Raw genomic sequence first — 24407 nt, 5'->3', positions numbered from 1 at the left:
GTGGTCAGCCCTCCGAAGGGGCGAGGCGCTTGAGCTCCGCCTCGGTCGAGTTGAGCAGGTCGATCCAGGACGCCTCGAACTTCTCGACGCCCTCGTCCTCAAGGAGCTGGACGACGTCGTCGTAGGAGATCCCGAGCTTCGCGATGGCGTCGAGCTCGGCACGGGCCTGCTCGTAGGTGCCGGCGATGGTGTTGCCCGTGATCTGCCCGTGGTCCGCCGTGGCGTCGAGGGTGGCCTCGGGCATGGTGTTCACCGTGCCGGGGGCGACCAGGTCGTCGACGTACAGGGTGTCCTTGTACGCGGGGTCCTTGACACCGGTCGAGGCCCACAGCGGACGCTGCTTGTTGGCCTGCGCCTTGTCGAGGGCCGTCCAGCGGTCGGACGAGAAGACCTCCTCGTACGCCTGGTAGGCGAGCCGGGCGTTGGCGAGAGCCGCCTTGCCCTTGAGCGCCTTGGCGTCGGGGGTGCCGATCGCGTCGAGCCGCTTGTCGATCTCGGAGTCCACGCGGGACACGAAGAACGAAGCCACCGAGTAGATCTTGGAGAGGTCCAGGCCCGCGGCCTTCGCCTTCTCCAGGCCCGCCAGGTAGGCGTCCATGACCTCGCGGTAGCGCTCCAGCGAGAAGATCAGCGTGACGTTGACGCTGATGCCCTTGCCGATGACCTCGGTGATCGCCGGGAGACCGGCCTTCGTCGCCGGGATCTTGATGAGCGTGTTGGGCCGGTCCACCAGCCAGGCCAGCTGCTTGGCCTCGGCGACGGTGGCATCGGTGTGGTGGGCCAGGCGCGGGTCGACCTCGATGGAGACCCGGCCGTCCTGGCCGTCCGTGGCGTCGAAGACAGGACGCAGGATGTCCGCAGCGTCCCGTACATCGGCCGTCGTGATCATGCGGATGGCTTCGTCGACGGTGACCTTGCGGGTGGCGAGGTCGGTGAGCTGCTGCTCGTAACCGTCGCCGTGCGAAATCGCCTTCTGGAAGATCGACGGGTTGGTGGTGACGCCCACGATGTGCTGCTGGTCGATCAGCTCGGCAAGGTTGCCCGAGGTGATCCGCTTGCGCGACAGGTCATCGAGCCAGATCGCCACGCCCTCGTCGGAGAGGCGCTTGAGTGCGTCTGTCATGAGAATTGCATCTCCTACTAGTCGTATAACGGCGTCAGCGTGCGGCGGCGGCGAGAGATTCCCGCGCGGCGGCGGCGACGTGCTCGCCCGTGAAGCCGAACTCGCGGAAGAGGACCTTGGCGTCGGCCGAGGCACCGAAGTGCTCCAGCGAGACGATCCGGCCGGCATCTCCGACGTACCGGTGCCAGGTCAGACCGATACCGGCCTCGACCGCGACCCGGGCCTTCACGGACGGCGGCAGAACACTGTCCTTGTAAGCCTGGTCCTGCTCCTCGAACCACTCGACCGACGGCATCGAGACCACGCGGGTCGGGATGCCGGCCGCCTGCAGTTCCTCGCGCGCCTCGACGGCGAGGTGCACCTCGGAGCCCGTACCGATCAGGAGGACCTGGGCGTCGCCACCTTCGGCCTCGAAGAGCACGTAGCCGCCCTTGGCCGCGTCCTCGTTCGCCTCGTAGGTCGGCACGCCCTGGCGGGTCAGCGCCAGACCGTGCGGGGCTCCCTTGCCGAACACCTTGGTGTAGCGGCGCAGGATCTCGCGCCAGGCGATGGAGGTCTCGTTGGCGTCGGCCGGGCGGACGATGTTCAGGCCCGGGATGGCGCGCAGCGAGGCCAGGTGCTCCACCGGCTGGTGGGTCGGGCCGTCCTCGCCGAGACCGATCGAGTCGTGCGTCCACACGTACGTCACCGGCAGGTGCATCAGCGCGGACAGGCGCACGGCGTTGCGCATGTAGTCGGAGAACACCAGGAAGGTGCCGCCGTAGATGCGGGTGTGGCCGTGCAGCGCGATGCCGTTCATGGCCGCGGCCATGGCGTGCTCGCGGATACCGAAGTGGATCGTGCGGCCGTACGGGTCCGCGCCGGGCAGCGGGTTGCCCGTCGGGAGGAACGACGACGTCTTGTCGATCGTGGTGTTGTTCGAGCCCGCGAGGTCGGCGGAGCCGCCCCACAGCTCGGGGATGATCGCGCCGAGCTGCTGGAGCACCTTGCCGGAGGCGGCGCGGGTGGCGACGCTCTTGCCCGGCTCGAAGACCGGAAGCTTGTCCTCCCAGCCCGTGGGCAGTTCGCCCGCGGAGATCCGGTCGAACTCGGCGGCGCGCTCCGGGTTGGCGGTGCGCCAGGCGGCGAACGCCTTCTCCCACTCGCCCTTGGCCTCGCGGCCGCGGTCCAGCGCCTCACGGGTGTGGGAGATGACCTCGTCGGAGACCTCGAAGGACTTCTCCGGGTCGAAGCCGAGGAGCTTCTTCGTCGCGGCGACCTCTTCGTCACCGAGCGCCGAGCCGTGCGACGCCTCGGTGTTCTGGGCGTGCGGGGCGGGCCAGGCGATGATCGAGCGGGCCGCGATGAACGACGGGCGCTCGGTCTCGGCCTTGGCGGCCTGCAGCGCGTTGTACAGACCCGCCGGGTCCAGGTCGCCGCTGGGCAGCTGGTCGACGCGCTGGACGTGCCAGCCGTACGCCTCGTACCGCTTCAGGGTGTCCTCGGAGACCGCGGTCTCCGTGTCGCCCTCGATGGAGATGTGGTTGTCGTCCCACAGCAGGACCAGGTTGCCGAGCTTCTGGTGCCCGGCCAGTGAGGACGCCTCCGCGGAGATGCCCTCCTGGAGGCAGCCGTCGCCGGCGATGACCCAGACCATGTGGTCGAACGGGGAGGTGCCGGGGGCCGCCTCCGGGTCGAACAGGCCGCGCTCGTAGCGGGCGGCCATCGCCATGCCCACCGCGTTGGCGACACCCTGGCCCAGCGGGCCCGTGGTCGTCTCGACGCCGGTGGTGTGGCCGTACTCCGGGTGACCGGGGGTCTTCGAGCCCCAGGTACGGAAAGCCTTGAGGTCATCGAGCTCCAGGCCGTACCCGGCCAGGTAGAGCTGGATGTAGAGGGTCAGGCTGCTGTGACCCGCAGAGAGCACGAACCGGTCGCGACCGGTCCACTCCGCGTCGGCGGGGTCGTGCCGCATCACCTTCTGGAAGAGGGTGTACGCGGCGGGAGCCAGGCTCATCGCCGTGCCCGGGTGGCCGTTTCCGACCTTCTGTACGGCGTCGGCGGCAAGGACGCGGACAGTGTCCACGGCCCGCTGGTCCAATTCGGTCCACTGGAGATCTGTGGTGGTCGGCTTGGTGCTCACCCTGAGTCAGGGCTCCTCTCCACTGTTGAAAACCGGTGACTGTGACCGCACCGGGCGTTGTCGAGCCTACCCCCGTCGGAACAAGCATTTTCCGGCTGCTTTCCAGGGTGCAGGCGGCCCGCGGAGTTCGCCTCCCGTATGAGCGCAACGGCTCACTTATGCGCTACTCCGATGAGCGCGTCCCCTTACTTCTGGGCCCTCCGATGAGCACGTCCTCTTACTTATGCGCCTCTGCGATGAGCTCTGACATCTGCGCCACTGCGATGACCGGGACCCCTTACTCATGCAGTACTCCGATGAGCGCGCCCTCCAGCCTTCTGCGCCACTTCAACACGACCGCACCCCCGCGAAGGGCGGCCTGTCCCCAACGTCTACAGTGGTCTGGTTCGCGCAAGTCTTTACTGGGCCTTCACGCCCGGAGCTTGCTGGATTTCTCTGTCAGGGGTGTGCGTGACGGCCGTCGAGTCCCGACCCGCAGGGGTCGCCTTGACTCCCAGCCCAGGGGGCCATCGCCCGTTCGGGGTCCGTGTCAAGGCATTCGTGGCACTGACCAAGCCTCGGATCATCGAGCTGTTGCTGATCACCACTGTTCCGGTGATGTTCCTCGCTGCTCAGGGTGTGCCCGACCTGTGGCTCGTACTCACTACCACCATCGGCGGATATCTCTCCGCAGGCGGTGCCAATGCACTGAACATGTACATCGACCGCGACATCGACGCGTTGATGGACCGTACGTCGCAGCGTCCGCTGGTCACTGGCATGGTGACCCCGCGTGAGTGCCTGGCCTTCGGTATCTCCCTCGCGGTGATCTCCACGGTCTGGTTCGGACTGCTGGTCAACTGGCTGTCGGCGGCGCTGTCGCTCGGTGCGCTGCTCTTCTATGTCGTCGTCTACACGATGCTGTTGAAGCGCCGCACCTCGCAGAACATCGTCTGGGGCGGCATCGCGGGCTGCATGCCGGTCCTCATCGGCTGGTCCGCCGTGACCAACTCGATGTCCTGGGCCGCTGTCATCCTCTTCGCCGTCATCTTCTTCTGGACACCGCCGCACTACTGGCCGCTGTCGATGAAGGTGAAGGACGACTACGCCCGGGTCGGCGTCCCGATGCTCCCGGTCATCGCGTCCAACCGGGTGGTGGCCCGCCAGATCGTCATCTACAGCTGGGTGATGGTCGCCGTCTCGCTGCTGCTCACCCCGCTCGGCTACACCGGCTGGTTCTACACGGCGGTGGCGCTGCTGACCGGCGGGTTCTGGCTCTGGGAGGCACACGCCCTGCTCAACCGGGCCAAGGCCGGGGTGACCGGCGGGAAGCTCAAGGAGATGCGGCTGTTCCACTGGTCGATCACCTATGTCTCGCTGCTCTTCGTCGCCGTGGCGGTCGATCCCTTCCTGAGGTAGTCCCGCTGCATCGACTCCTGCCGACGGGCGGGGTACGTGGCCCATGCCACGTGCCCCGCCCGTCGCCAGTCGATCTACCCATCGGTAGCATCCTGAGCATGGCAGAGACGGCAGAGACCCAGGTTGAGAGCGGCAAGCAGGCGGCCCGCGCGGAGCGCAGGGCGGCGAAGCTCGCCAAGCAGATCGGCGCCTTCTCCAAGGCGCACGGTGGTGCGGAGGGACAGCTCGCCTACATCGGGCAGACGGGCACCCGCATCGTTCTCGTGGGCGAGGACGGCGGCTGGGGCGATCTGGTCGCCCCGTCCTACGCGGTCGCCGAGAGGGCCACTCAGAAGGCCGGGATCACGATGCACGAGTCCTTCGACGGGGAGTTCGCCGCGAAGGTCCGCACCGGCCCGTACGAGTGGACGCGGATGGCCGGCATTCAGCTGGGCGGCCCCTCCAACAAGGCGTGACCGAACAACGCCCCCATACGTCAATTGCCGGACGGGCCTGTGCATGCAGGCCCGTCCGGCAATTGACGTATGGGGGCGGCCATGGGGCGCCCGGGATCTCCCGCGCTCAGCCCGCCGCGGCGGGCTCCGGCTGCTCGGCAGCCGGGCCGGGCACCGGGACGACGGCCACCGGGCGCTCACGCAGCGACAGCACCACCCGCACGACCGCGATCCACACCAGGCACGAGCCGAACATGTGCAGGCCGACGAGGATCTCCGGGGTGTCCGTGAAGTACTGGACGTAACCGATCACGCCCTGCCCCATCAGCACCAGGAAGAGATCGCGGGCGCGGTGGAGCGGGCCGGCCGGCGCGTCCACGGCCTTCAGCACGAACCAGAGAGCGACCGTCAGCGCCACCACGGCCCAGGCCAGATCGGCGTGCAGCTGCGTGATCATCTTCCAGTCGAGCGGAATGCGGTGGACATCGCTGGAGTCACCCGCGTGCCGTCCGGCGCCCGTGACGACCGTGCCGACCGCGATCAGCAGCCCTGCCACGACCACGAGCAGCCAGGTCAGCTGGGACACCGCCTTGCCCACCAGCGGGCGGGGCGCCGCGTCGCCCTCACCGACCCGCTGCCAGGTCACCATCGCGACGGTGAGCAGCGCCGTGGAGAGCAGGAAGTGCGCCGCGACGGTGTACGGGTTGAGGCCGACCAGCACCACGATGCCGCCGAGCACCGCGTTGCCCATGACCACCCAGAACTGCGCCCAGCCGAGCCGGGTGAGGCTGCGCCGCCAGGGCTTCGCGGACCGGGCGGCGATGATCGCCCACCCGACCGCCGCGCACAGGACGTACGTCAGCATCCGGTTGCCGAACTCGATGGCGCCGTGGAAGCCCATCGCGCCGGTCGCCGTCAGGCTCTCGTCGGTGCACTTGGGCCACGTCGGGCAGCCGAGGCCGGAGCCGGTCAGCCGTACCGCGCCGCCGGTCACGACGATGAGCACGGCCATGACGACGGCCGACATGGCCGCACGGCGAACCGTGCGGGGGGACGGAGTCCATCGCTCGGCGATGTAGCGGAGCGGGTTCCACGCGGCTTGAGCGACTTCGGCTCGGGTCAGCTTGGGCACGCGCACCATCGTAGGCGGCGGCTTGTGCAAGCTTTCACGAGGGGGACGAGTTACCCCGAAACGTCGACGGAGAGCGTCCGCCGCGCCCTCTCACTCCCAGCGGAAGAACTTCGCCGCCGCGCCCAGCCCGAGCACCGCCCACACCACGAGGATGCCGAGGTCGCCCCACGGCATCGACGCGCCGTGCTGGAGCACATCCCGCAGTCCGTCCGACAGCGCCGCGATCGGCAGCAGGCCCAGCACCGACTGCACCGCGTCCGGGAACTTGTCCAGCGGCACGATGACCCCGCCGCCGACCAGCAGCAGCAGAAAGACCAGATTGGCCGCGGCGAGCGTCGCCTCCGCCTTCAGCGTCCCGGCCATCAGCAGCCCGAGCCCGGAGAAGGCCGCGGTGCCGAGCACGAGCAGCATCAGGACGGCGAAGGGGTTGCCGTGCGGCGACCAGCCCAGCGCGAACGCGATCACGGTGAGCAGCATCACCTGCAGCACCTCGGTGACCAGCACTGCGAGCGTCTTGGCGGTCATCAGCGCCCAGCGGGGCAGTGGCGAGGCACCGAGCCGCTTGAGCACCCCGTACCGCCGCTCGAAACCGGTGGCGATGGCCTGGCCCGTGAAGGCCGTCGACATCACGGCGAGCGCGAGAATGCCGGGGGTCAGGAAGTCGACGGACTTGCCCGCGCCGGTGTCCACGATGTCGACCGCGCTGAACAGCACCAGCAGCAGCGTCGGGATGATCACGGTCAGCAGCAGCTGCTCGCCGTTGCGCAGCAGCATCCGCGTCTCCAGCGCGGTCTGCGCGGTGATCATGCGGGACAGCGGGGCGGCGCCCGCCTGCGGGGTGTACGTACCGGCGCTCATGCGCGCAGCTCCTTGCCGGTCAGTTCCAGGAAGACGTCCTCCAGGGTGTGACGCTCCACGGAGATGCCGGACGGCATCACTCCGTGCTGCGCGCACCAGGAGGTGACGGTGGCCAGCAGCTGCGGGTCGACTTCGCCGGTGATGCGGTACGTGCCGGAAGTGAGCTCGGCCGCTTCCGTGCCGTCGGGCAGCGCCTTCAGGAGGGAGCCGAGGTCGAGACCGGGGCGGCCGGTGAAGCGCAGGGTGTTCTCGGCGCCGCCGCGGCAGAGCGCCTCGGGGCTGCCCTGGGCGATGACCTTGCCCGCGTCGATGACGGCGACGTCGTCGGCGAGCTCCTCGGCCTCGTCCATGAAGTGCGTGGTGAGGACCACCGACACGCCGTCGGCGCGCAGCTCCCGTACGAGATCCCAGGTGGAGCGGCGGGCCTGCGGGTCGAGGCCGGCGGTCGGCTCGTCCAGGAAGACCAGTTCGGGGCGGCCGACGACGGCCATCGCCAGGGCGAGCCGCTGCTGCTGGCCGCCGGAGAGTCGGCGATAGGCCGTACGGCCGCAGCTGCCGAGGCCGAGGCGCTCGATCAGGGCGTCGACGTCCAGCGGATCGGCGTGGAGTTTCGCCATGTGGCGGAGCATCTCGTCGGCGCGTGCCCCGGAGTAGACGCCGCCCGACTGGAGCATCACGCCGATCCGGGGGCGGAGCTTCGCGGCGTCGGCGACCGGGTCGAGGCCGAGGACCCGTACCGTCCCGTCATCCGGACGGCGGTAGCCCTCGCACGTTTCTATGGTGGTGGTCTTGCCGGCACCGTTGGGACCGAGGACGGCGGTGACCGCGCCGGTGCGTACACACAGGTCGAGGCCGTCCACAGCGGTCTTGGGGCCGTACCGCTTCACCAGGCCGCGGACCTGTACGACGGACTCGCTCTTCATGGCGGGTAAGTCTAGGCAGGGGCGGGGGAGGCCCGTGTCCCGGGGCCGAATTAGGTAACCCTAAGTGATGAACGGCACCGTAGATCGTTTCGGACCGTGGTTGTCAGGGCGCGATGAATTACGCAACAATGGCGTTGTGAAATACGTTGGCGAGGCTCCGCAGGAGGAACTCGCGACCGGAGAGCGCTCGACGCGCAACCGGGTCGCGCGCTCCATCCTGGACCACGGCCCGTCCATCGTCGCCGAGCTGGCGAAGCGCCTCGGCCTCACCCAGGCCGCGGTCCGCCGCCATCTCGACGCCCTCGTCTCCGACGGCGTCGTCGAGGCCCGCGAACAGCGGGTGTACGGGGCGCGGACCCGTGGCCGCCCGGCCAAGGTGTTCGCCCTCACCGACTGCGGGCGGGACGCCTTCGACCAGTCCTACGACAAGCTCGCCGCGGACGCGCTGCGCTGGATCGCCGAGACCTCGGGCGACGAAGCGGTCGTCGCTTTCGCCCGGGCCAGGATCGCGGCCCAGTCCGAGGCGTACCGCGCGGCGATCGAGGCCGCGGATCCCGAGGCGCGCACCGAGGCGCTGGCCAAGGCCTTGTCCGCCGACGGGTACGCTGCTACGGCGCGTAGCGCGCCCGGCCCGCAGCAGGGCGAGCAGCTGTGCCAGCACCACTGCCCGGTCGCTCATGTCGCCGAGCAGTATCCGCAGCTGTGCGAGGCGGAGACGGAGTTCTTCTCCAGCCTCCTCGGGACGCATGTGCAGCGTCTGGCCACCATCGCCCACGGCGACGGTGTGTGCACGACGTACATTCCGCGCAGCGGCCACTCAGCACCAAAGACGACCAATTCAGCATCTGCAAGCACGGCCGGGAGGAACCCCGCATGACGCTCCCTACGGAGATTGCCCACCCTGAGCTCGAGGGTCTGGGTACGTACGAATTCGGCTGGGCCGACTCCGACGCGGCAGGCGCCGCAGCCAAGCGCGGGCTCTCCGAAGATGTCGTCCGCGACATCTCGGGGAAGAAGAACGAGCCCGAGTGGATGCTGAAGCTGCGACTCAAGGGCCTCAGGCTCTTCGACAAGAAGCCCATGCCGAACTGGGGCTCCGACCTGTCGGGCATCGACTTCGACAACATCAAGTACTTCGTGCGGTCCACGGAGAAGCAGGCGGAGTCCTGGGAGGACCTGCCCGAGGACATCAAGAACACCTACGACAAGCTCGGCATCCCGGAGGCGGAGAAGCAGCGCCTGGTCGCCGGTGTCGCCGCGCAGTACGAGTCCGAGGTCGTCTACCACCAGATCCGTGAGGACCTGGAGGAGCAGGGCGTCATCTTCCTCGACACCGACACCGCGCTGAAGGAGCACCCGGAGCTCTTCAAGGAGTACTTCGGCACCGTCATCCCGGTCGGCGACAACAAGTTCGCCTCGCTGAACTCGGCCGTGTGGTCCGGTGGCTCGTTCATCTACGTGCCCAAGGGTGTCCGCGTCGACATCCCGCTGCAGGCCTACTTCCGTATCAACACGGAGAACATGGGCCAGTTCGAGCGGACGCTGATCATCGTCGACGAGGACGCCTACGTCCACTACGTCGAGGGCTGCACCGCGCCGATCTACTCCTCCGACTCGCTGCACTCCGCGGTCGTCGAGATCATCGTGAAGAAGGGCGGCCGCTGCCGCTACACGACGATCCAGAACTGGTCGAACAACGTCTACAACCTGGTCACCAAGCGTGCCGTGGCCTACGAGGGCGCGACCATGGAGTGGGTCGACGGCAACATCGGCTCCAAGGTCACCATGAAGTACCCGGCCGTCTACCTGATGGGCGAGCACGCCAAGGGCGAGACCCTGTCGATCGCCTTCGCGGGCGAGGGTCAGCACCAGGACGCCGGATCCAAGATGGTCCACATGGCACCGAACACCTCCTCCAACATCGTCTCCAAGTCGGTGGCGCGAGGCGGCGGCCGTACCTCCTACCGCGGTCTGGTCGAGATCGGCGAGGGCGCCGCGGGCTCCAAGTCCAACGTGCTGTGCGACGCGCTCCTGGTCGACACGATCTCCCGCTCGGACACCTACCCGTACGTGGACGTCCGCGAGGACGACGTGTCCATGGGTCACGAGGCCACCGTCTCCAAGGTCTCCGACGACCAGCTCTTCTACCTGATGAGCCGCGGTCTGACCGAGTTCGAGGCCATGGCCATGATCGTGCGCGGCTTCGTCGAGCCGATCGCGCGCGAGCTGCCCATGGAATACGCGCTTGAGCTCAACCGGCTGATCGAGCTGCAGATGGAGGGTTCGGTCGGCTAGCACAGCCAGACGACCGAATCCCCCGACTTTTGACAGAGAAAGCGAGCACTACGACAGCCATGGCTGAGGCTCAGAACATTCCGGCGGGGTCCACCACCACCGGGTCCATCGCGGTGGCCGCCGAGTCGACCGTCGCCACGCGCATGAGCGCGCCCCCGTCCTTCGACGCCGCGGACTTCCCGGTCCCGCACGGCCGCGAGGAGGAGTGGCGGTTCACGCCGCTGGAGCGGCTGCGCGGGCTGCACGACGGCACGGCCGTCGCCACCGGTGGCGGTGTGAAGGTCGCGATCGAGGCCCCCGAGGGCGTCACGGTCGAGACCGTCGGCCGCGACGACTCCCGGCTCGGCAAGGCCGGCATCCCGGTGGACCGCGTCGCCGCCCAGGCGTACTCGTCCTTCGAGCAGGCTTCGGTCGTCACGGTCGCCAAGGAGGCCGTGCTCACCGAGCCGATCCGCATCGCGGTGCACGGCGAGGGCGGCGTGGCCTACGGCCACCAGGTCGTCGAGCTGGGTGCCTTCGCCGAGGCCGTTGTCGTGATCGACCACACCGGTGACGCGGTGCTCGCCGCCAATGTGGACTACATCCTCGGTGACGGCGCGAAGCTCACCGTCGTCTCCGTGCAGGACTGGGACGAGACCGCGGTCCACGTCGGTCAGCACAATGCGCTGGTCGGCCGGGACGCCTCGTTCAAGTCGATCATCGTCACCTTCGGCGGTGACCTCGTCCGTCTCCACCCGCGCGTCAGCTACGCGGGCACCGGCGGCGAGGCCGAGCTCTTCGGTCTGTACTTCACCGACAAGGGCCAGCACCAGGAGCACCGTCTCCTGGTCGACCACAACACCCCGCACTGCAAGTCCAACGTCGCCTACAAGGGCGCACTCCAGGGCGACGGCGCACACGCGGTGTGGATCGGTGACGTACTCATCCAGGCCACGGCCGAGGGCACCGACACCTACGAGATGAACCGCAACCTCGTCCTCACGGACGGCGCGCGGGTCGACTCGGTGCCGAACCTGGAGATCGAGACCGGCGAGATCGTCGGTGCCGGCCACGCCTCCGCGACCGGCCGTTTCGACGACGAGCAGCTCTTCTACCTGATGTCCCGCGGCATCCCGGCCGAAGAGGCCCGCCGGCTCGTCGTGCGCGGCTTCTTCGCCGAGCTCGTCCAGCAGATCGGTCTGCCGGACGTCGAGGCGCGGCTGCTCGACAAGATCGAGACCGAGCTGAAGGCTTCCGTCTGATGGCCTTCCTCAAAGCCTGTGCGCTGAGTGAGCTGGAGGACGACACCCCGAAGCGGGTGGAGCTCGACGGCATCCCGGTGTCCGTCGTCCGTACCGAGGGCGAGGTGTTCGCGATCAACGACATCTGCTCGCACGCGAACGTCTCACTGTCCGAGGGAGAGGTCGAGGACTGCATGATCGAGTGCTGGCTGCACGGCTCCAGCTTCGACCTCCGCACCGGCAAGCCGTCCGGCCTTCCCGCGACGCGCCCCGTCCCCGTATACCCCGTCAAGATCGAAGGGGACGATGTGCTCGTCTCCGTCACCCAGGAGTCCTGAGTCACCCATGGCAACGCTTGAAATCCGCGACCTGCACGTCACCGTCGAGGCCGACAACGCCACGAAGGAGATCCTCAAGGGCGTCGACCTGACCGTGAAGCAGGGCGAGACCCACGCCATCATGGGCCCCAACGGGTCCGGCAAGTCCACCCTCGCGTACTCCCTCGCAGGTCACCCCAAGTACACGATCACCCGCGGTTCGGTGACCCTGGACGGCGAGGACGTCCTGGAGATGACCGTCGACGAGCGCGCCCGCGCCGGTCTGTTCCTCGCGATGCAGTACCCGGTCGAGATCCCCGGTGTCTCGGTCTCCAACTTCCTGCGTACCTCCGCCACCGCTGTCCGCGGCGAGGCGCCCAAGCTGCGTACCTGGGTGAAGGAGGTCAAGGAGACGATGGCTCAGCTTCATATGGACCCGGCCTTCGCCGAGCGCAACGTCAACGAGGGCTTCTCCGGCGGTGAGAAGAAGCGCCACGAGATCCTTCAGCTGGAGCTCCTCAAGCCGAAGGTCGCGATCCTCGACGAGACCGACTCCGGTCTGGACGTCGACGCCCTGCGCATCGTCTCCGAGGGCGTCAACCGGGTCCGCGAGACCGGCGAGGTCGGCACCCTGCTGATCACGCACTACACGCGGATCCTCCGCTACATCAAGCCCGACTTCGTGCACGTCTTCGCCAACGGCCGCATTGCCGAGTCCGGCGGCGCCGAGCTCGCCGACAAGCTGGAGAACGAGGGCTACGAGGCATATGTGAAGGGTGGCGCTTCCGCGTGACACAGCTGCCGGGCCTCCTCGACACCGAGGCGATCCGCAAGGACTTCCCCCTGCTGGATCGTACGGTCCATGACGGGAAGAAGATCGTTTACCTGGACAGTGCGGCGACCTCGCAGAAGCCGCGCCAGGTGCTCGATGCCCTCAACGAGTACTACGAGCGGCACAACGCCAATGTGCACCGCGGTGTGTACACGATCGCGGAGGAGGCCACGGCGCTGTACGAGGGCGCCCGTGACAAGATCGCCGCGTTCATCAACGCGCCCAGCCGCAACGAGGTGATCTTCACCAAGAACGCCTCGGAGTCGCTCAACCTCGTGGCCAACATGCTCGGCTGGGCCGATGAGCCCTACCGGGTGGACCACGACACCGAGATCGTCACCACGGAGATGGAGCACCACTCCAACATCGTGCCGTGGCAGCTGCTCTCGCAGCGCACCGGCGCGAAGCTGAAGTGGTTCGGCATCACCGACGACGGCCGCCTCGACCTGTCCAACATCGACGAGATCATCACGGAGAAGACGAAGATCGTCTCCTTCACACTGGTCTCCAACATCATGGGCACGATCAACCCGGTCGAGAAGATCATCCGCCGTGCCCAGCAGGTCGGCGCGCTGGTCTGCATAGACGCCTCGCAGGCCGCCCCGCACATGGTGCTCGACGTGCAGGCGCTGCAGGCCGACTTCGTGGCCTTCACCGGTCACAAGATGGTCGGCCCGACCGGCATCGGCGTGCTCTGGGGCCGGCAGGAGCTCCTGGAGGACCTGCCGCCGTTCCTCGGTGGCGGCGAGATGATCGAGACCGTGTCGATGCACTCGTCGACGTACGCCCCCGCGCCGCACAAGTTCGAGGCCGGTACGCCCCCGATCGCCCAGGCCGTCGGCCTCGGCGCGGCCGTGGACTACCTCTCGGCGATCGGCATGGAGAAGATCTACCAGCACGAGCACGCGATCACCGAGTACGCGGTGAAGCGGCTCCTGGAGGTCCCGGACCTCAGGATCATCGGTCCTGCGACGGCTGAGGACCGCGGCGCCACGATCTCCTTCACACTCGGCGACATCCACCCCCACGACGTGGGCCAGGTACTCGACGAGCAGGGCATCGCGGTCCGGGTCGGACACCACTGCGCACGGCCGGTCTGCCTGCGGTACGGAATTCCTGCGACGACGCGAGCGTCGTTCTATCTGTACTCCACGCCCGCCGAGGTCGACGCCCTGGTGGACGGTCTGGAACACGTACGGAACTTTTTCGGTTAATAGGCACAGCGGCTGAGGGTTGACTGGTGAAGCTTGATTCCATGTACCAGGAAGTGATCCTGGACCACTACAAGCACCCCCACGGGCGCGGCCTGCGGGACGGCGACGCCGAGGTGCACCACGTCAACCCGACGTGCGGCGACGAGATCACTCTCCGGGTGAAGTACGACGGCGAGACCATCGCCGATGTGTCGTACGAGGGTCAGGGCTGCTCCATCAGCCAGGCCAGCGCCTCCGTGCTGAACGATCTGTTGGTCGGCAAGGAGCTGGGCGAGGCACAGAAGATCCAGGAGGCCTTCCTGGAGCTGATGCAGTCGAAGGGCCAGCTGGAGCCGGACGACGCGATGGAGGAGGTGCTGGAGGACGCGGTCGCGTTCGCCGGTGTCTCGAAATACCCGGCCCGGGTCAAGTGCGCGCTGCTGAGCTGGATGGCGTGGAAGGACGCGACGGCGAAAGCGCTGTCCGAAGGGAAGACGGCATGAGCGAGAACGAGACTCTGACCACCAAGCCTGCCTCCGAGGAGGAGGTCCGCGAGGCCCTGTACGACGTCGTCGACCCCGAGCTGGGCATCGACGTCGTCAACCTGGGCCTGATCTACGGCATCCACATCGATGACGCCAACATCGCCACCCTCGACATGACCCTGACGTCCGCGGCCTGCCCGCTGACCGATGTCATCGAGGACCAGGCGAAGTCCGCGACCGACGGCATCGTCAGCGAGCTGCGGATCAACTGGGTCTGGATGCCGCCGTGGGGCCCGGACAAGATCACGGACGACGGGCGCGAGCAGCTGCGCGCGCTCGGCTTCAACGTCTGAGCCATCTGCACCGACGGACGGCCCCCGGCTTCTGCCGGGGGCCGTCCGTCGTTGTTCGTCTGCTGTACGCATGATGTGCGTCCGCCGTTGGCGCGGGAACCGGAACCTACTCCTCGACACCACGCCGACGAGAGGCACGCTGTGCTGCATCAGCTTTCGCTCAAGAACCGTCGTGCGGCCGCCGCCGCGGGCGGCGTTCTCGTGCTGGCCGCCCTGGGGGTCAACACCCCGGCTCACGCCGCGAGTTACGGAACTCCGACGATCGGGCTCTCGGTCTCCTACCTGTCCGGTGCCGTCGGCGCGACCGGTGACCCCGTGGTGACCGTCACCGTGGCGCAGAGCGGTGCCGATGCCGCAGCGCTCGCAGTGGCGGCCTCCGCCAGCTCCAAGTCGTCCGTCGCCGGTACCGGTGATGTGACCGTGACCGGGACCGGCGCCACCCGGCAGCTCGCGGTCGCCGCGCACGCACGGGGCTACACCGACCTCACGATCAAGGTCACCGGACTCGGCGGCAAGACCGCCACCAAGACGCTGCACTACGCGGCGTCCGCCGCCGTGCAGAACACCGCCGACACGCGCTACCTCACCGGCTCCTCGGATGCCTCGGCCGCCGTCGATGCCGGCGACGGGTACGTGGTCGTGGCCGACGACGAGTCCAACACGCTGCGCCTGTACAACCGTTCCGCATCAGGTGCGCCCGTGAAGAGCTGGGACGTCGGCTCGGCGCTCGGGGCGGACAAGGAGATCGACATCGAGGGCGCCGCCCGGGTCGGGAACACCATCTACTGGACCGGTTCACTCGGCAACAACAAGGACGGCGAGTACAAGTCCGACCGCAACACCGTCTTCACCACGACGGTGACCGGGTCGGGCGCCGCCACCCGGCTGACGGTGGGCGGCTCGTACAAGAAGCTCCGCGACGACCTCGTCGCCTGGGACAAGACGAACGGCAACCGGTACGGCTTCGCCGCAGGGACGGCGGACGGTGAAGTGCCCAAGCAGATCGACGGGTTCAACATCGAGGGCCTGGAGTTCGCGCCCGGCTCGACGACCACGGCGTACCTCGGCTTCCGGGCGCCTCTCGTGCCGCCGAAGGAAGGGGGCAAGGCCCTGATCGTGCCTGTCACCAACTTCGACAAGGTGGCCGGCAGCGGGGCGAAGGCGGCCATCGGTACGCCGATCGAGCTGGACCTCGGCGGGCTCAGCATCCGGGACATCCGCAAGAACGCCGCCGACCAGTATCTGATCGTGGCCGGTTCCTGGGCGGCCGACGACAACTCCGACCCGTACGCCCTCTACACATGGGACGGTGTCGCCGCACACGCGCCGGTCAAGCGGGCCGACCTGCCGACCGCCGACCCGGGCGGCTGGGAGGCCGTCGTCGATGTTCCGGACCTGACAGTTCCGGGCGCCCGGGCGCAGCTGATCACGGACGCCGGATCGGCCGATCTGTACGGGGACGGCACAGAGGCGAAGGATCTCGACCACGCCGAATGGAAGAAGTCCCGGGCCGCCTGGTTCACCGTCGGCAGCTGACGCAGCGGGCGGCTACGCGATTTGACGTGGTGAACGGCCATGCCCGCCAGGCAGACTGGCGGGCATGGCCGTTTCCTTTTACAGCATCGTCGTCGACACCCACGATCTTCCGTCGCTCGCCCGCTTCTGGTGCCACGTGCTCGACTGGAAGGTGCTCTTCGAGGCCGACGACGAAATCGTCATCGGCGCCGACAAGTCCGCGGTTCCGGGTATCACCTTCGTCCCCGTTCCGGAGAAGAAGACGGTCAAGAACCGGCTGCACATCGACCTCGCCCCCGATGACCAGGCCGTCGAAGTCGAGCGCATCATCGGGCTCGGGGCGCGGCGGGTCGACATCGGGCAGCGGGCGGATGTGAGCTGGGTGCTACTGGCGGACCCCGAGGGGAACGAGTTCTGTGTGCTGACTCCGAAGAACTCGCTCATCGACTGAGGTCAGGGGAGGCGGTCCTACGGGCCGTGCTGAGGCGGCGGTACGGCCGCCGCCTCGGCGAGGACCGGGCCCAGGTTCTCCGTACGCATGCGCCGGTCGACGTAGAGGAGTCCGGTCACCAGCTGCGGGAACGTCGCCGAGACGAGCTGGCCGATCAGCTGTCCCAGCACGAGGATCACCACATAGCCGCTCATGGCGAAGACGATCGCCGCGGGGTTCGGGTCGTCGTCCAGGGTCGAGCCGCCGATGATGCCGGAGAACAAGCCGAGGAACGAGAACGGGATCTGGATGATGTAGTTCGCCACGGCCGCCATTGCGAAGGCCAGCAGGCTGACCCCGAAGATCCGCCACCAGTCGCCGCGCACCAGCTGCGACGAGCGGCGCAGTGCCGCCACCGGGCGCTGGCCCTCGAAGACCACGGCCGAGGGGGCCAGGCTGAATTTCACCCAGAGCCAGGCCGCCAGGGGTGCGGTGGCCAGGGCGCCCAGGAAGCCGAGCGAGGTCCACAGCGCGGTGCCGGACCCGTGCGCCAGTGTGATCGCGCCGATCATGAAGGCGAAGAAGCCGATCACCGCCAGCACCACCGGGATCATCGCGATCAGGGCCGTGAGGATCACCGTTCCGATCAACGCCGGCACGCGGGCCCAGGCCCGGCGCCAGATGACGGAGAAGGTGGTCGGCCTGCCCAGTACCGCCTCCTGCAGGACCGCGGGAACGGCCGCGTACATCATGGCCGTACCGATCATGAAGGCGGCCATGGCGACCAGCCAGACCGCGCCGAGGGCGATCAGCATCGGTGTGAGGTCCTTCGACGACGGGTCCTCGTCGGCGCTGAGCGAGATGACCCGGTCCAGATGATCACTGACCGCCGAGTACGCGATCAGGGCCGCCGCCCCCACGACGACCAGCGCCCCGCCGTACACGGCCACGCCGACGCCGAACAACTGCTTCCAGTACCGCCCCATCGTGCTGAAGGCGCCGCCGAGTATGTCCCCGAGCTTCAGGGGCGCCAGCGGTATCACTCCGGGCTTCGGCGGCGGCATCCAGCCGCCCCATCCCGGTGGCCCTCCGTACGGTGCTCCGCCGTACGGCGGACCGCCGCCCCACCCTGCGTCCTGCGCCACTGCTGCTCCGTTGTGTAGTCGTCCTGTGTGCTGGTCGGGACACCGTAGCGTCCCGGGTGGCGCGAATCTGCCGTACTGAGGTGCGAGCAGCGATGCGTACACTCGTACACATGGGATATGGACTGCTCGCCGCGGCGATCGCGGCGGAGGTGGCCGGTACGACGGCCATGAAATACAGCGAGGGCTTCACCCGGCTCTGGCCCTCGCTCATCACCGTCGCGGGCTATCTCATAGCGTTCACGCTGCTCGCCCAGACGCTGAAGACGCTGTCGATGGGCACCGCCTATGCCATCTGGGCCGGGACCGGCACCGCCGCGGTCGCCGCCATCGGCATCCTCTTCATGGGGGAGTCCGGCAACCTGGTCAAACTGGCGGGCATAGCGCTGGTCATCGCCGGAGTGGTGGTGCTGAATCTGGGAGGGGCCCACTGATGGCACGCCGTTACGACCCCGAGCGGCGCGGCCGCATCATCGACGCCGCGATCCGGGTGGTCGGCACCGAGGGCATCGCGGGGCTCAGCCACCGCTCCGTCGCGGCCGAGGCCGATGTGCCGCTCGGCTCGACGACGTATCACTTCGCCTCACTGGACGAGCTGTTGATCGCCGCGCTGCGCCGGTCGAACGAGAACTTCGCCGAGGTCATGCGGGAGAGCGGGGCCCTGACCGACCCGGCCGCCGACCTCGCCGAGGAACTGGCCGGGCTGCTGGGGGAGTACTTCTCCGGCGGGCGCGGGCGGGCCGAGCTGGAGTACGAGCTGTATCTCGCCGCGCTCCGCAGGCCCGCGCTGCGGCCCGTCGCCGCCGAGTGGACCGACGGCACGGCCGAGCTGCTGTCCCGGCGGACCGATCCGGCCACGGCGCGGGCGCTGATCGCGCTCATGGACGGGATCTGTCTGCAGGTGCTGCTCACCGGCGGGGAGTACGACGAGGCGTACGCGCGGGAGATGCTGGGGCGCGTCGCCGGCTGACGGCTCCGTGCTCAAGCCCGACGGGTGCGGTTTCCGGGCCGCTCTGTCCTCAAGCGCCGGACCGGCTCGGTTTCGCTCCGGCTCCGGTCGTCGGACCGGCTCGGGTTCCGGGCCGTTCTCACGTGCCCCTCACTCGCCGGACGGGTTCGCCCCTCGGATCGCCGTCAGCGCCGCCTGCACGCTCGCCTCGATGTCCGTGATCGGGTACAGCGCCTCGCGGATCGTCCGGTCCCGGTCCACCACCAGCGTCAGCCGCTTCAGCCGGCTGGTCCCCGCCGCGCGGAACGTCGGCAGTCGCAGCGCCGCCGTCAGCTCCAGCTCCGCGTCGGACAGCAGCGGGAAGCGCAGCCGCTCCGCGTCCGCGAACGCCCGCTGTTCGTCGGGGCGTTGGGTGGACACCCCGTGCACGGTCGCGCCCGCCGCCGTGAACTCGGCCAACTGGTCGCGGTACGTGCAGGACTCCAGGGTGCAGCCGCTCGCGCCCGGGATCTGGGCCCAGCCCGGCGGATAGGCGTCCCGGCGGGCGTAGGCGCTGGGGAAGCAGTACAGGACGGTGTACGGGGTGTCGGCGACCGGGTCGCGCAACATGCCGTCGTAGTCCAGCAGTTGAAGCTCGGGCAGGCGTGTGCCCACCAGGGCGTGCACCCGGGCCGCCTCCTTCGACGTCTCCGTGGCCGTTGCCATCATCTCGCCTTCTCCCATCACCCAGGTGTCGCCCCAGTCCTGGAGCGCGATCAGTACGGGCAGTAGTGCGCGTCCACGCCGGGTGAGCCGGTACTCGTACCGGGGCGGCCGGTCCTGGTACGGCTCCCGGGACAGCACTCCCGCGTCGACCAGCAGCCGCAGCCGCTCGGTCAGCACCTTGCGGGACACGCCCAGCTCTTCCTGGAGGGCGTCGAAGCGGTGCACCCCGCGCGCCGTGTCCCGCACGATCAGCAGGGTCCACCAGTCGCCGACGACATCGAGTGCCTGGGCGATCGCGCAGTCGGCGTCGGCCAGGCTGGTGCGCTGGGGCATGGGCTCCTCCGTCGGTCTCCCGCGGCCGTCTCTCACCTGATTGACCTGCAGGAAAGCATGATGTCATAGTCCGTTCCCAAGGGAAACTCACTGGGGAGGGTGTTGCGAATGAGGTTCTTCGGGATCGTGCGGGATGTACCGCGCACGGTACGGCTGCTGGCCTTCGGTTCCTTTCTCAACGGAGTCGTCAGCTTCACCTTCGTCTATCTCTTCGTCTATCTGACCGGCCCGCACGGGCTGACCGTCCCGCAGGCCGGAGTGATCGCGGGCGTCGGTGGCATCGGCCTGGTCGCGGGGAATTTCACCGGCGGCTGGTTCGGCGACCACTACGGCCACCGCCGGATGCTCCTGACCGGTGCGCTGGTCAGCGGAACGGCGCTCGCCACCCTGCCGGTCCTGCCGGTCGCGGCGATGTACGGGGTGCTGCCGCTCGCGCAGTACGCGGCAGGCGTCGTACGAGCAGCCAACTCCGCACTCGTCGCCGTCTGCGTCCCCGAGGGCGGCCGGCGACAGAGCTTCGCCCTCGTGCGGGCCGGGAGCAACGCGGCGTTCGCCGTCGGCCCACCGCTCGGCGCGCTGATCGCCGCCCACTTCTCGTACGACTGGCTGTTCGTCGCCGACGGCCTCGGCACGCTGCTTTTCGCCGGATACGCGGCGACGGTGCTCCCGGCGCACGGCACCGCGCACGACCGGCCGGCGCGCGAGCCCGGCGCGCCCGGGCTCTGGCGGGAGCTGCGGGCCAGGCCCGCGGTGCTGGTCCTGCTCGCCGCGATCCTCTGCGTCGACCTCGTCTACCGTCAGCAGTACTCGACCCTGCCGGTCTTCCTGTCCGAGCACGGCCACAGCGCCCAGTTCTACGGCTGGCTGCTCTCCATCAACGGCGGCCTCATCCTTCTGCTGGAACTCCCCGCGGCGCACGCGCTGCGCCGACGCGCGCCGCTGAGCATCGTCTCCACCGGGCTGCTGCTCGTGGGGCTGGGCTACGCGGTGCTGATCCCGGGGGCCGGGGCGCTGTTCGCCATCACGATGATGGCGTCGCTGACCGCGGGGGAGATCCTCTACAAGACCACCGCGACGGCGTACGTCGCCGACCAGGCACCCGCCCATGCCCAGGGCCGCTTCCAGAGCCTGTACGCGGGCGCCTCCATCAGCGGCCAGGTGCTGGCACCACCGATCGGCGGCGCCCTCTACGCCACCGCGCCCGGACTGCTCTGGCCGGCCTGTGCGGTGCTGGCGGGCGGCGCCGGGGCGGCAGTGCTGGTGGCGCGGCGACTGCACGGGCCGGGGGCGGTGCGCGGGCCGGTGCGCGAGGAGACTCCCGCACCGGCACCAGAACGGCAGGCGCAGCCCGGCTGACCGGTGGCCGTGGGCTCCCGGGGCCGCGCCGCGACCATCCGGCGAGACCGGTTGGCTCCGGCGGTGCCTCGCCGGTTAGGTTCGTGTCATGACCGACACGACTCCTGCTCGCACCACCGGCGCCGTCGCCGCCGGCCTCGCCACCATCGCCGGCGACGGTTCCGTTCTCGACACCTGGTTCCCCGCCCCCGAGCTCACCGCAGAGCCCGGCCCGGCCGGAACCGAACGGCTCACCCCCGACCAGGCCGTCAACCTCCTCGGCGAGGGCGCCGCCAAGGCCATCGGCGTGGACGCCCGCCGCGGTGTCGAGATCATTGCCGTACGTACGGTCATCGCCTCGCTCGACGACAAGCCGCTCGACGCGCACGACGCGTACCTGCGCCTGCACCTCCTCTCGCACCGCCTCGTCCAGCCGCACGGCCAGAACCTGGACGGCCTCTTCGGTCTCCTCACCAACGTCGCCTGGACCTCGCTCGGCCCGGTCGCCGTCGACGACGTGGAGAAGGTGCGGCTGAACGCCCGCGCCGAGGGCCTGCACCTCCAGGTCACCTCGGTCGACAAGTTCCCCCGGATGACGGACTATGTCGCGCCGAAGGGCGTCCGGATCGCCGATGCCGACCGGGTCAGGCTCGGCGCGCACCTCGCCTCCGGTACCACCGTCATGCACGAGGGCTTCGTCAACTTCAACGCGGGCACCCTCGGCACGTCGATGGTCGAGGGCCGGATCTCCGCCGGTGTCGTCGTCGGCAACGGCTCGGACATCGGCGGCGGCGCCTCCACCATGGGCACCCTCTCCGGCGGCGGCAAGGAGCGCATCGTCATCGGCGAGCGCTGCCTGATCGGCGCCGAGGCCGGTGTCGGGATCGCGCTCGGCGACGAGTGCGTCGTCGAGGCCGGGCTCTACATCACGGCCGGCAGCCGTATCACGCTGCCGGACGGTCAGATCGTCAAGGCCCGTGAGCTCTCCGGCGCCTCGAACATCCTCTTCCGCCGCAACTCGGTCACCGGCGCCGTCGAGGCCCGCCCGAACAACGCGGTCTGGGACGGCCTCAACGACGTCCTGCACAGCCACAACTAGCTTGTAGCGGCGAGGAGTTCCTCGTATGCCCTCCGCAGCCCGTCGGTCGCCTCGCGCCCGGCGGGCTGCAGCGGTTCCCGGACCGGTCCGGCGTCGAGCAGTGCCTTCGCGGTGACCGTGCCGGGCAGTCCGGACGCCATCATCGCCTCGGCGAGGGGGACGGTCAGCCGGTTGAGCCGGGCGGCCCCGGCGGTGTCCCCGGCGTCGAAGGCGTCCAGGACCGCCCTCAGCTGCCGGGGCGCGACATTGGCGACCGTGCTGACATAGCCCGCCGCGCCCACCGCGTACAACGGCAGATTCAGCTCCTCGCAGCCCGAGTAGTACGCCAGCGAGGTCGCGCCGATCACCTTCGTGGAGCCGAGCAGGTCGTACGCGCAGTCCTTCACGGCCACGATGCGCGGGTGTTCCGCGAGCCGCAGCAGGGTCTCCGGCTCGATGCGCGTACCGGTGCGGCCGGGGATGTCGTACAGCATCAGCGGAAGGCCGGTCGCGTCGGCGACGCGACGGAAGTGCGCCTCGACGGCGGCCTGCGGCGGTCTGCTGTAGTACGGCGTCACCACCAACAGGCCGTCCGCGCCCGCCTGTTCGGCCTGCTGGGCGAGGGCCACGGTATGCCGGGTGTCCGAGCTGCCGACCCCGGCGACGATCGGCACACCGCCGCCGACCGCCGCCCTGACCGCCCGCAGCAGTGCGGTCTTCTCGGCGTCGGTGGTGGTCGGGGACTCGCCGGTGGTGCCGCTGAGCACCAGACCGTCGCAGCCGTCGGCGACCAGAGAGGCGGCATGCTTCTGGGCGGCGTCCGGGTCCAGCGCGCCGGAAGCGGTGAACGGCGTGATCATCGCGCAGAGCGCGCGGCCGAAGGGGGCTACGGGTGCTGTCATCCCTGAAGTGTCGGTCGGCCGGACCGTGAAGGTCCACTTAGTTCTTCTTGGGGTGAAAGGGAAGAAATGCTCAACAGTTGTAGGAGCGTCGCTCCGCGCTCTGGCATGATCGAACGCCTATGCGGCAGGCCGACACGGGGGCGGGTGCATGAGCATGCAGGGACTGACACGGACGGGGACCGGGGCCGGGAGACGGAGGCCGGTGGCGGCCGTGCTCATGGCCGGGGCGCTGGGTCTGTCGCTCTCGGGATGCGCCGGGTTTTTCGTGCCGGCGGGCGAGGGCGAGCCGGAGCCGACACCGAGCGTGTCGTACAAGGTGCACGCCGACAAGCTGCCGTCACCGTTCCCGACCGTATCCGCCGCGCTGCCCGAGCGGCCACCACCGGCGCCGACTCCCAGCCCCAGGCCCACCGCGGGTGTCGGGAGAGCCGGCTGCCCGTCCTCCGGCGTCGTCGTCGACATGGGTGAGGTCGAGGCCGCACTGGGCCACCGGGCCGTCGGCCTCACCCTCACCAACTGCGGCAAGAAGCCGTACCGCGTTGATGGCTATCCGTCCGTCCGGGCCCTGGACGACGCAGGCGATCCGCTGCCGGTCCCGGTGAATCCGGGCTCCTCGTACATGGGGAGCGACCCGGGCCCGGAAGAGGTCATGCTGAAGCCGGGGGAGACGATGCGGTCGCTCCTCGCCTGGGTCTCCACCCCGACCGGCGGTGACCTCATCGAGGGCGACGCGCTGGAGATCGCACCGGCCCCCGGTCTGGAGCCGCGCACCTTCCCGCTGGAGGGCAGCGACGTACGGCTGCTCGACGAGCTGAACATGACCGCCTGGCGGACCGAGCCGTCCCGGTAGCCCGGCGAAAGGGGAGTCAGAGGGCGAGCTTGAAGCCTTCGTGGCTGCGGGCGAAGCCCAGCGACTCGTAGAACCGGCGCGCGTCCGCACGCCGCTTGTTGCTGGTCAGCTGCATCAGCCCGCACCCCCGCAGCCGGGCCCGGTCGACGGCCTGCTTCATCAGCTCCCGGCCCAGTCCGCCGCCCCGCCGGTCGGCCCTGACCCGTACCGCCTCGATGAGCGCCCGCTCCTCGCCGTGCTTGCCGAGCCCCGGTATGTAGGTCGCCTGCAGGCAGCCCAGCACGGTGTCGCCGTCCACCAGCACGAGCATCTCGTTGCGCGGGTCGCTCTCGATGGCGGCGAAGGCCTTCTCGTACGTGCCGTCGACCACCACCGAGGCCGGATCGACGACCCGCTCCTCATCTGCGAGGAGGGCGAGGACAGCGGGCAGGTCGGCGCGGGTGGCGGTACGAAGGATCACGTTCCGGAGTCTGGCACGGGCGC

The 24407-nt window shown here is 69.1% G+C and carries 26 protein-coding genes; 17 read left to right on the top strand and 9 right to left on the bottom strand.

Features of this window, described 5'->3' with window-relative positions; genetic code table 11:
• Window positions 1-4: 4 nt before the first annotated feature.
• Both tal and tkt read right to left on the bottom strand, forming a co-directional pair.
• Window positions 5-1123, bottom strand: a complete 1119-nt coding sequence (gene tal, locus ACGFU7_RS00840; protein ID WP_393690945.1) for a transaldolase — start codon at window positions 1121-1123, stop codon at window positions 5-7.
• Window positions 1124-1157: 34 nt separating this feature from the next.
• Complete coding sequence (gene tkt, locus ACGFU7_RS00835; protein ID WP_393690943.1) at window positions 1158-3245, bottom strand: transketolase; 2088 nt, start codon at window positions 3243-3245, stop codon at window positions 1158-1160.
• A 444-nt stretch (window positions 3246-3689) separates the two neighbouring features.
• Between tkt and ACGFU7_RS00830 the strand changes: the two genes are divergently transcribed.
• On the top strand, window positions 3690-4643 hold the full coding sequence (locus ACGFU7_RS00830; RefSeq protein ID WP_393690941.1) for a heme o synthase: 954 nt from the start codon (window positions 3690-3692) through the stop codon (window positions 4641-4643).
• A 98-nt stretch (window positions 4644-4741) separates the two neighbouring features.
• Window positions 4742-5098 (top strand): hypothetical protein, encoded by a 357-nt coding sequence (locus ACGFU7_RS00825; RefSeq protein WP_393690939.1) that lies wholly within the window; start codon window positions 4742-4744, stop codon window positions 5096-5098.
• 106 nt (window positions 5099-5204) lie between these two features.
• On the opposite strand, the gene ACGFU7_RS00820 is transcribed toward ACGFU7_RS00825, so the two are convergent.
• The 3 genes from ACGFU7_RS00820 to ACGFU7_RS00810 form a co-directional block, all read right to left on the bottom strand.
• On the bottom strand, window positions 5205-6218 hold the full coding sequence (locus ACGFU7_RS00820; RefSeq protein ID WP_393690937.1) for a heme A synthase: 1014 nt from the start codon (window positions 6216-6218) through the stop codon (window positions 5205-5207).
• Between the two features lie 81 nt (window positions 6219-6299).
• Window positions 6300-7067: an ABC transporter permease gene (locus ACGFU7_RS00815; protein WP_393690935.1), complete on the bottom strand. Its 768-nt coding sequence runs from the start codon at window positions 7065-7067 to the stop codon at window positions 6300-6302.
• On the bottom strand, window positions 7064-7990 hold the full coding sequence (locus ACGFU7_RS00810) for an ABC transporter ATP-binding protein (protein ID WP_393690933.1): 927 nt from the start codon (window positions 7988-7990) through the stop codon (window positions 7064-7066). Before ACGFU7_RS00810 ends, ACGFU7_RS00815 begins: the two co-directional genes overlap by 4 nt.
• Window positions 7991-8126: 136 nt before the next feature.
• On the opposite strand from ACGFU7_RS00810, the gene ACGFU7_RS00805 reads away from it, so the two are divergent.
• From ACGFU7_RS00805 to ACGFU7_RS00760, 10 genes are all read left to right on the top strand, one after another.
• Window positions 8127-8867 carry a helix-turn-helix transcriptional regulator gene (locus ACGFU7_RS00805; RefSeq protein ID WP_393690931.1) on the top strand — a complete coding sequence of 247 codons (741 nt, stop codon included), beginning with the start codon at window positions 8127-8129 and terminating at the stop codon, window positions 8865-8867.
• Complete coding sequence (sufB, locus tag ACGFU7_RS00800) at window positions 8864-10285, top strand: Fe-S cluster assembly protein SufB (RefSeq protein WP_393690929.1); 1422 nt, start codon at window positions 8864-8866, stop codon at window positions 10283-10285. The genes ACGFU7_RS00805 and sufB overlap by 4 nt, the downstream gene beginning before the upstream one ends.
• 59 nt (window positions 10286-10344) lie before the next feature.
• Window positions 10345-11526, top strand: a complete 1182-nt coding sequence (sufD, locus tag ACGFU7_RS00795; RefSeq protein ID WP_393690927.1) for a Fe-S cluster assembly protein SufD — start codon at window positions 10345-10347, stop codon at window positions 11524-11526.
• The gene (locus ACGFU7_RS00790; RefSeq protein ID WP_393690925.1) at window positions 11526-11843 is read left to right on the top strand and encodes a bifunctional 3-phenylpropionate/cinnamic acid dioxygenase ferredoxin subunit; all 318 of its coding nucleotides are present in this window, start codon (window positions 11526-11528) and stop codon (window positions 11841-11843) included. The genes sufD and ACGFU7_RS00790 overlap by 1 nt, the downstream gene beginning before the upstream one ends.
• Before the next feature lie 7 nt (window positions 11844-11850).
• Entirely contained in the window at window positions 11851-12615 is a 765-nt protein-coding gene (gene sufC, locus ACGFU7_RS00785; RefSeq protein WP_393690923.1) for a Fe-S cluster assembly ATPase SufC, read from the top strand.
• On the top strand, window positions 12612-13868 hold the full coding sequence (locus tag ACGFU7_RS00780; protein ID WP_393690921.1) for a cysteine desulfurase: 1257 nt from the start codon (window positions 12612-12614) through the stop codon (window positions 13866-13868). Before sufC ends, ACGFU7_RS00780 begins: the two co-directional genes overlap by 4 nt.
• Window positions 13869-13894: 26 nt before the next feature.
• Entirely contained in the window at window positions 13895-14350 is a 456-nt protein-coding gene (gene sufU / locus ACGFU7_RS00775; RefSeq protein ID WP_389285356.1) for a Fe-S cluster assembly sulfur transfer protein SufU, read from the top strand.
• Window positions 14347-14685, top strand: coding sequence for a metal-sulfur cluster assembly factor (locus tag ACGFU7_RS00770; RefSeq protein WP_145802444.1), 339 nt, complete (start codon window positions 14347-14349; stop codon window positions 14683-14685). The genes sufU and ACGFU7_RS00770 overlap by 4 nt, the downstream gene beginning before the upstream one ends.
• Window positions 14686-14826: 141 nt before the next feature.
• On the top strand, window positions 14827-16221 hold the full coding sequence (locus ACGFU7_RS00765) for a DUF3616 domain-containing protein (RefSeq protein WP_393690919.1): 1395 nt from the start codon (window positions 14827-14829) through the stop codon (window positions 16219-16221).
• A gap of 64 nt (window positions 16222-16285) precedes the next feature.
• Window positions 16286-16651, top strand: coding sequence for a VOC family protein (locus ACGFU7_RS00760; protein ID WP_393690917.1), 366 nt, complete (start codon window positions 16286-16288; stop codon window positions 16649-16651).
• A 17-nt stretch (window positions 16652-16668) separates the two neighbouring features.
• Here ACGFU7_RS00760 and ACGFU7_RS00755 read toward each other — a convergent pair whose 3' ends face one another.
• A complete protein-coding gene (locus ACGFU7_RS00755) occupies window positions 16669-17775 on the bottom strand; it encodes a hypothetical protein (RefSeq protein ID WP_393690915.1) in 1107 nt (368 codons plus the stop codon).
• A gap of 110 nt (window positions 17776-17885) precedes the next feature.
• Between ACGFU7_RS00755 and ACGFU7_RS00750 the strand changes: the two genes are divergently transcribed.
• Together ACGFU7_RS00750 and ACGFU7_RS00745 are read left to right on the top strand one after the other, a co-directional pair.
• Window positions 17886-18206: a DMT family transporter gene (locus tag ACGFU7_RS00750; RefSeq protein WP_393691807.1), complete on the top strand. Its 321-nt coding sequence runs from the start codon at window positions 17886-17888 to the stop codon at window positions 18204-18206.
• Window positions 18206-18742, top strand: a complete 537-nt coding sequence (locus ACGFU7_RS00745; protein ID WP_393690913.1) for a TetR/AcrR family transcriptional regulator — start codon at window positions 18206-18208, stop codon at window positions 18740-18742. The genes ACGFU7_RS00750 and ACGFU7_RS00745 overlap by 1 nt, the downstream gene beginning before the upstream one ends.
• 129 nt (window positions 18743-18871) lie before the next feature.
• Here the strand turns inward: ACGFU7_RS00745 and ACGFU7_RS00740 are convergent, their stop codons facing one another.
• Window positions 18872-19759: a winged helix-turn-helix transcriptional regulator gene (locus ACGFU7_RS00740; RefSeq protein WP_393690911.1), complete on the bottom strand. Its 888-nt coding sequence runs from the start codon at window positions 19757-19759 to the stop codon at window positions 18872-18874.
• Window positions 19760-19867: 108 nt separating this feature from the next.
• Here ACGFU7_RS00740 and ACGFU7_RS00735 point away from each other — a divergent pair, with 108 nt between their 5' ends.
• Window positions 19868-21115, top strand: a complete 1248-nt coding sequence (locus tag ACGFU7_RS00735) for an MFS transporter (RefSeq protein ID WP_393690909.1) — start codon at window positions 19868-19870, stop codon at window positions 21113-21115.
• Between the two features lie 88 nt (window positions 21116-21203).
• Window positions 21204-22193: a 2,3,4,5-tetrahydropyridine-2,6-dicarboxylate N-succinyltransferase gene (gene dapD, locus ACGFU7_RS00730; RefSeq protein WP_393690907.1), complete on the top strand. Its 990-nt coding sequence runs from the start codon at window positions 21204-21206 to the stop codon at window positions 22191-22193.
• Here dapD and dapA read toward each other — a convergent pair.
• Window positions 22190-23074, bottom strand: coding sequence for a 4-hydroxy-tetrahydrodipicolinate synthase (gene dapA / locus ACGFU7_RS00725; protein WP_393690905.1), 885 nt, complete (start codon window positions 23072-23074; stop codon window positions 22190-22192). The genes dapD and dapA overlap by 4 nt on opposite strands.
• Window positions 23075-23285: 211 nt before the next feature.
• Here dapA and ACGFU7_RS00720 point away from each other — a divergent pair, with 211 nt between their 5' ends.
• Window positions 23286-23924, top strand: coding sequence for a DUF4232 domain-containing protein (locus tag ACGFU7_RS00720; protein WP_393691806.1), 639 nt, complete (start codon window positions 23286-23288; stop codon window positions 23922-23924).
• Between the two features lie 16 nt (window positions 23925-23940).
• On the opposite strand, the gene ACGFU7_RS00715 is transcribed toward ACGFU7_RS00720, so the two are convergent.
• Entirely contained in the window at window positions 23941-24384 is a 444-nt protein-coding gene (locus tag ACGFU7_RS00715; protein WP_393690903.1) for a GNAT family N-acetyltransferase, read from the bottom strand.
• Window positions 24385-24407: the final 23 nt, after the last annotated feature.

It is taken from the genome of Streptomyces sp. NPDC048473, assembly GCF_043200155.1.
In the GTDB taxonomy this organism is placed as follows: Bacteria; Actinomycetota; Actinomycetes; order Streptomycetales; family Streptomycetaceae; genus Streptomyces.
The sequence above is the reverse complement of the archived record's forward strand: the minus strand, read 5'-3'. Positions and strand labels throughout refer to the sequence as shown.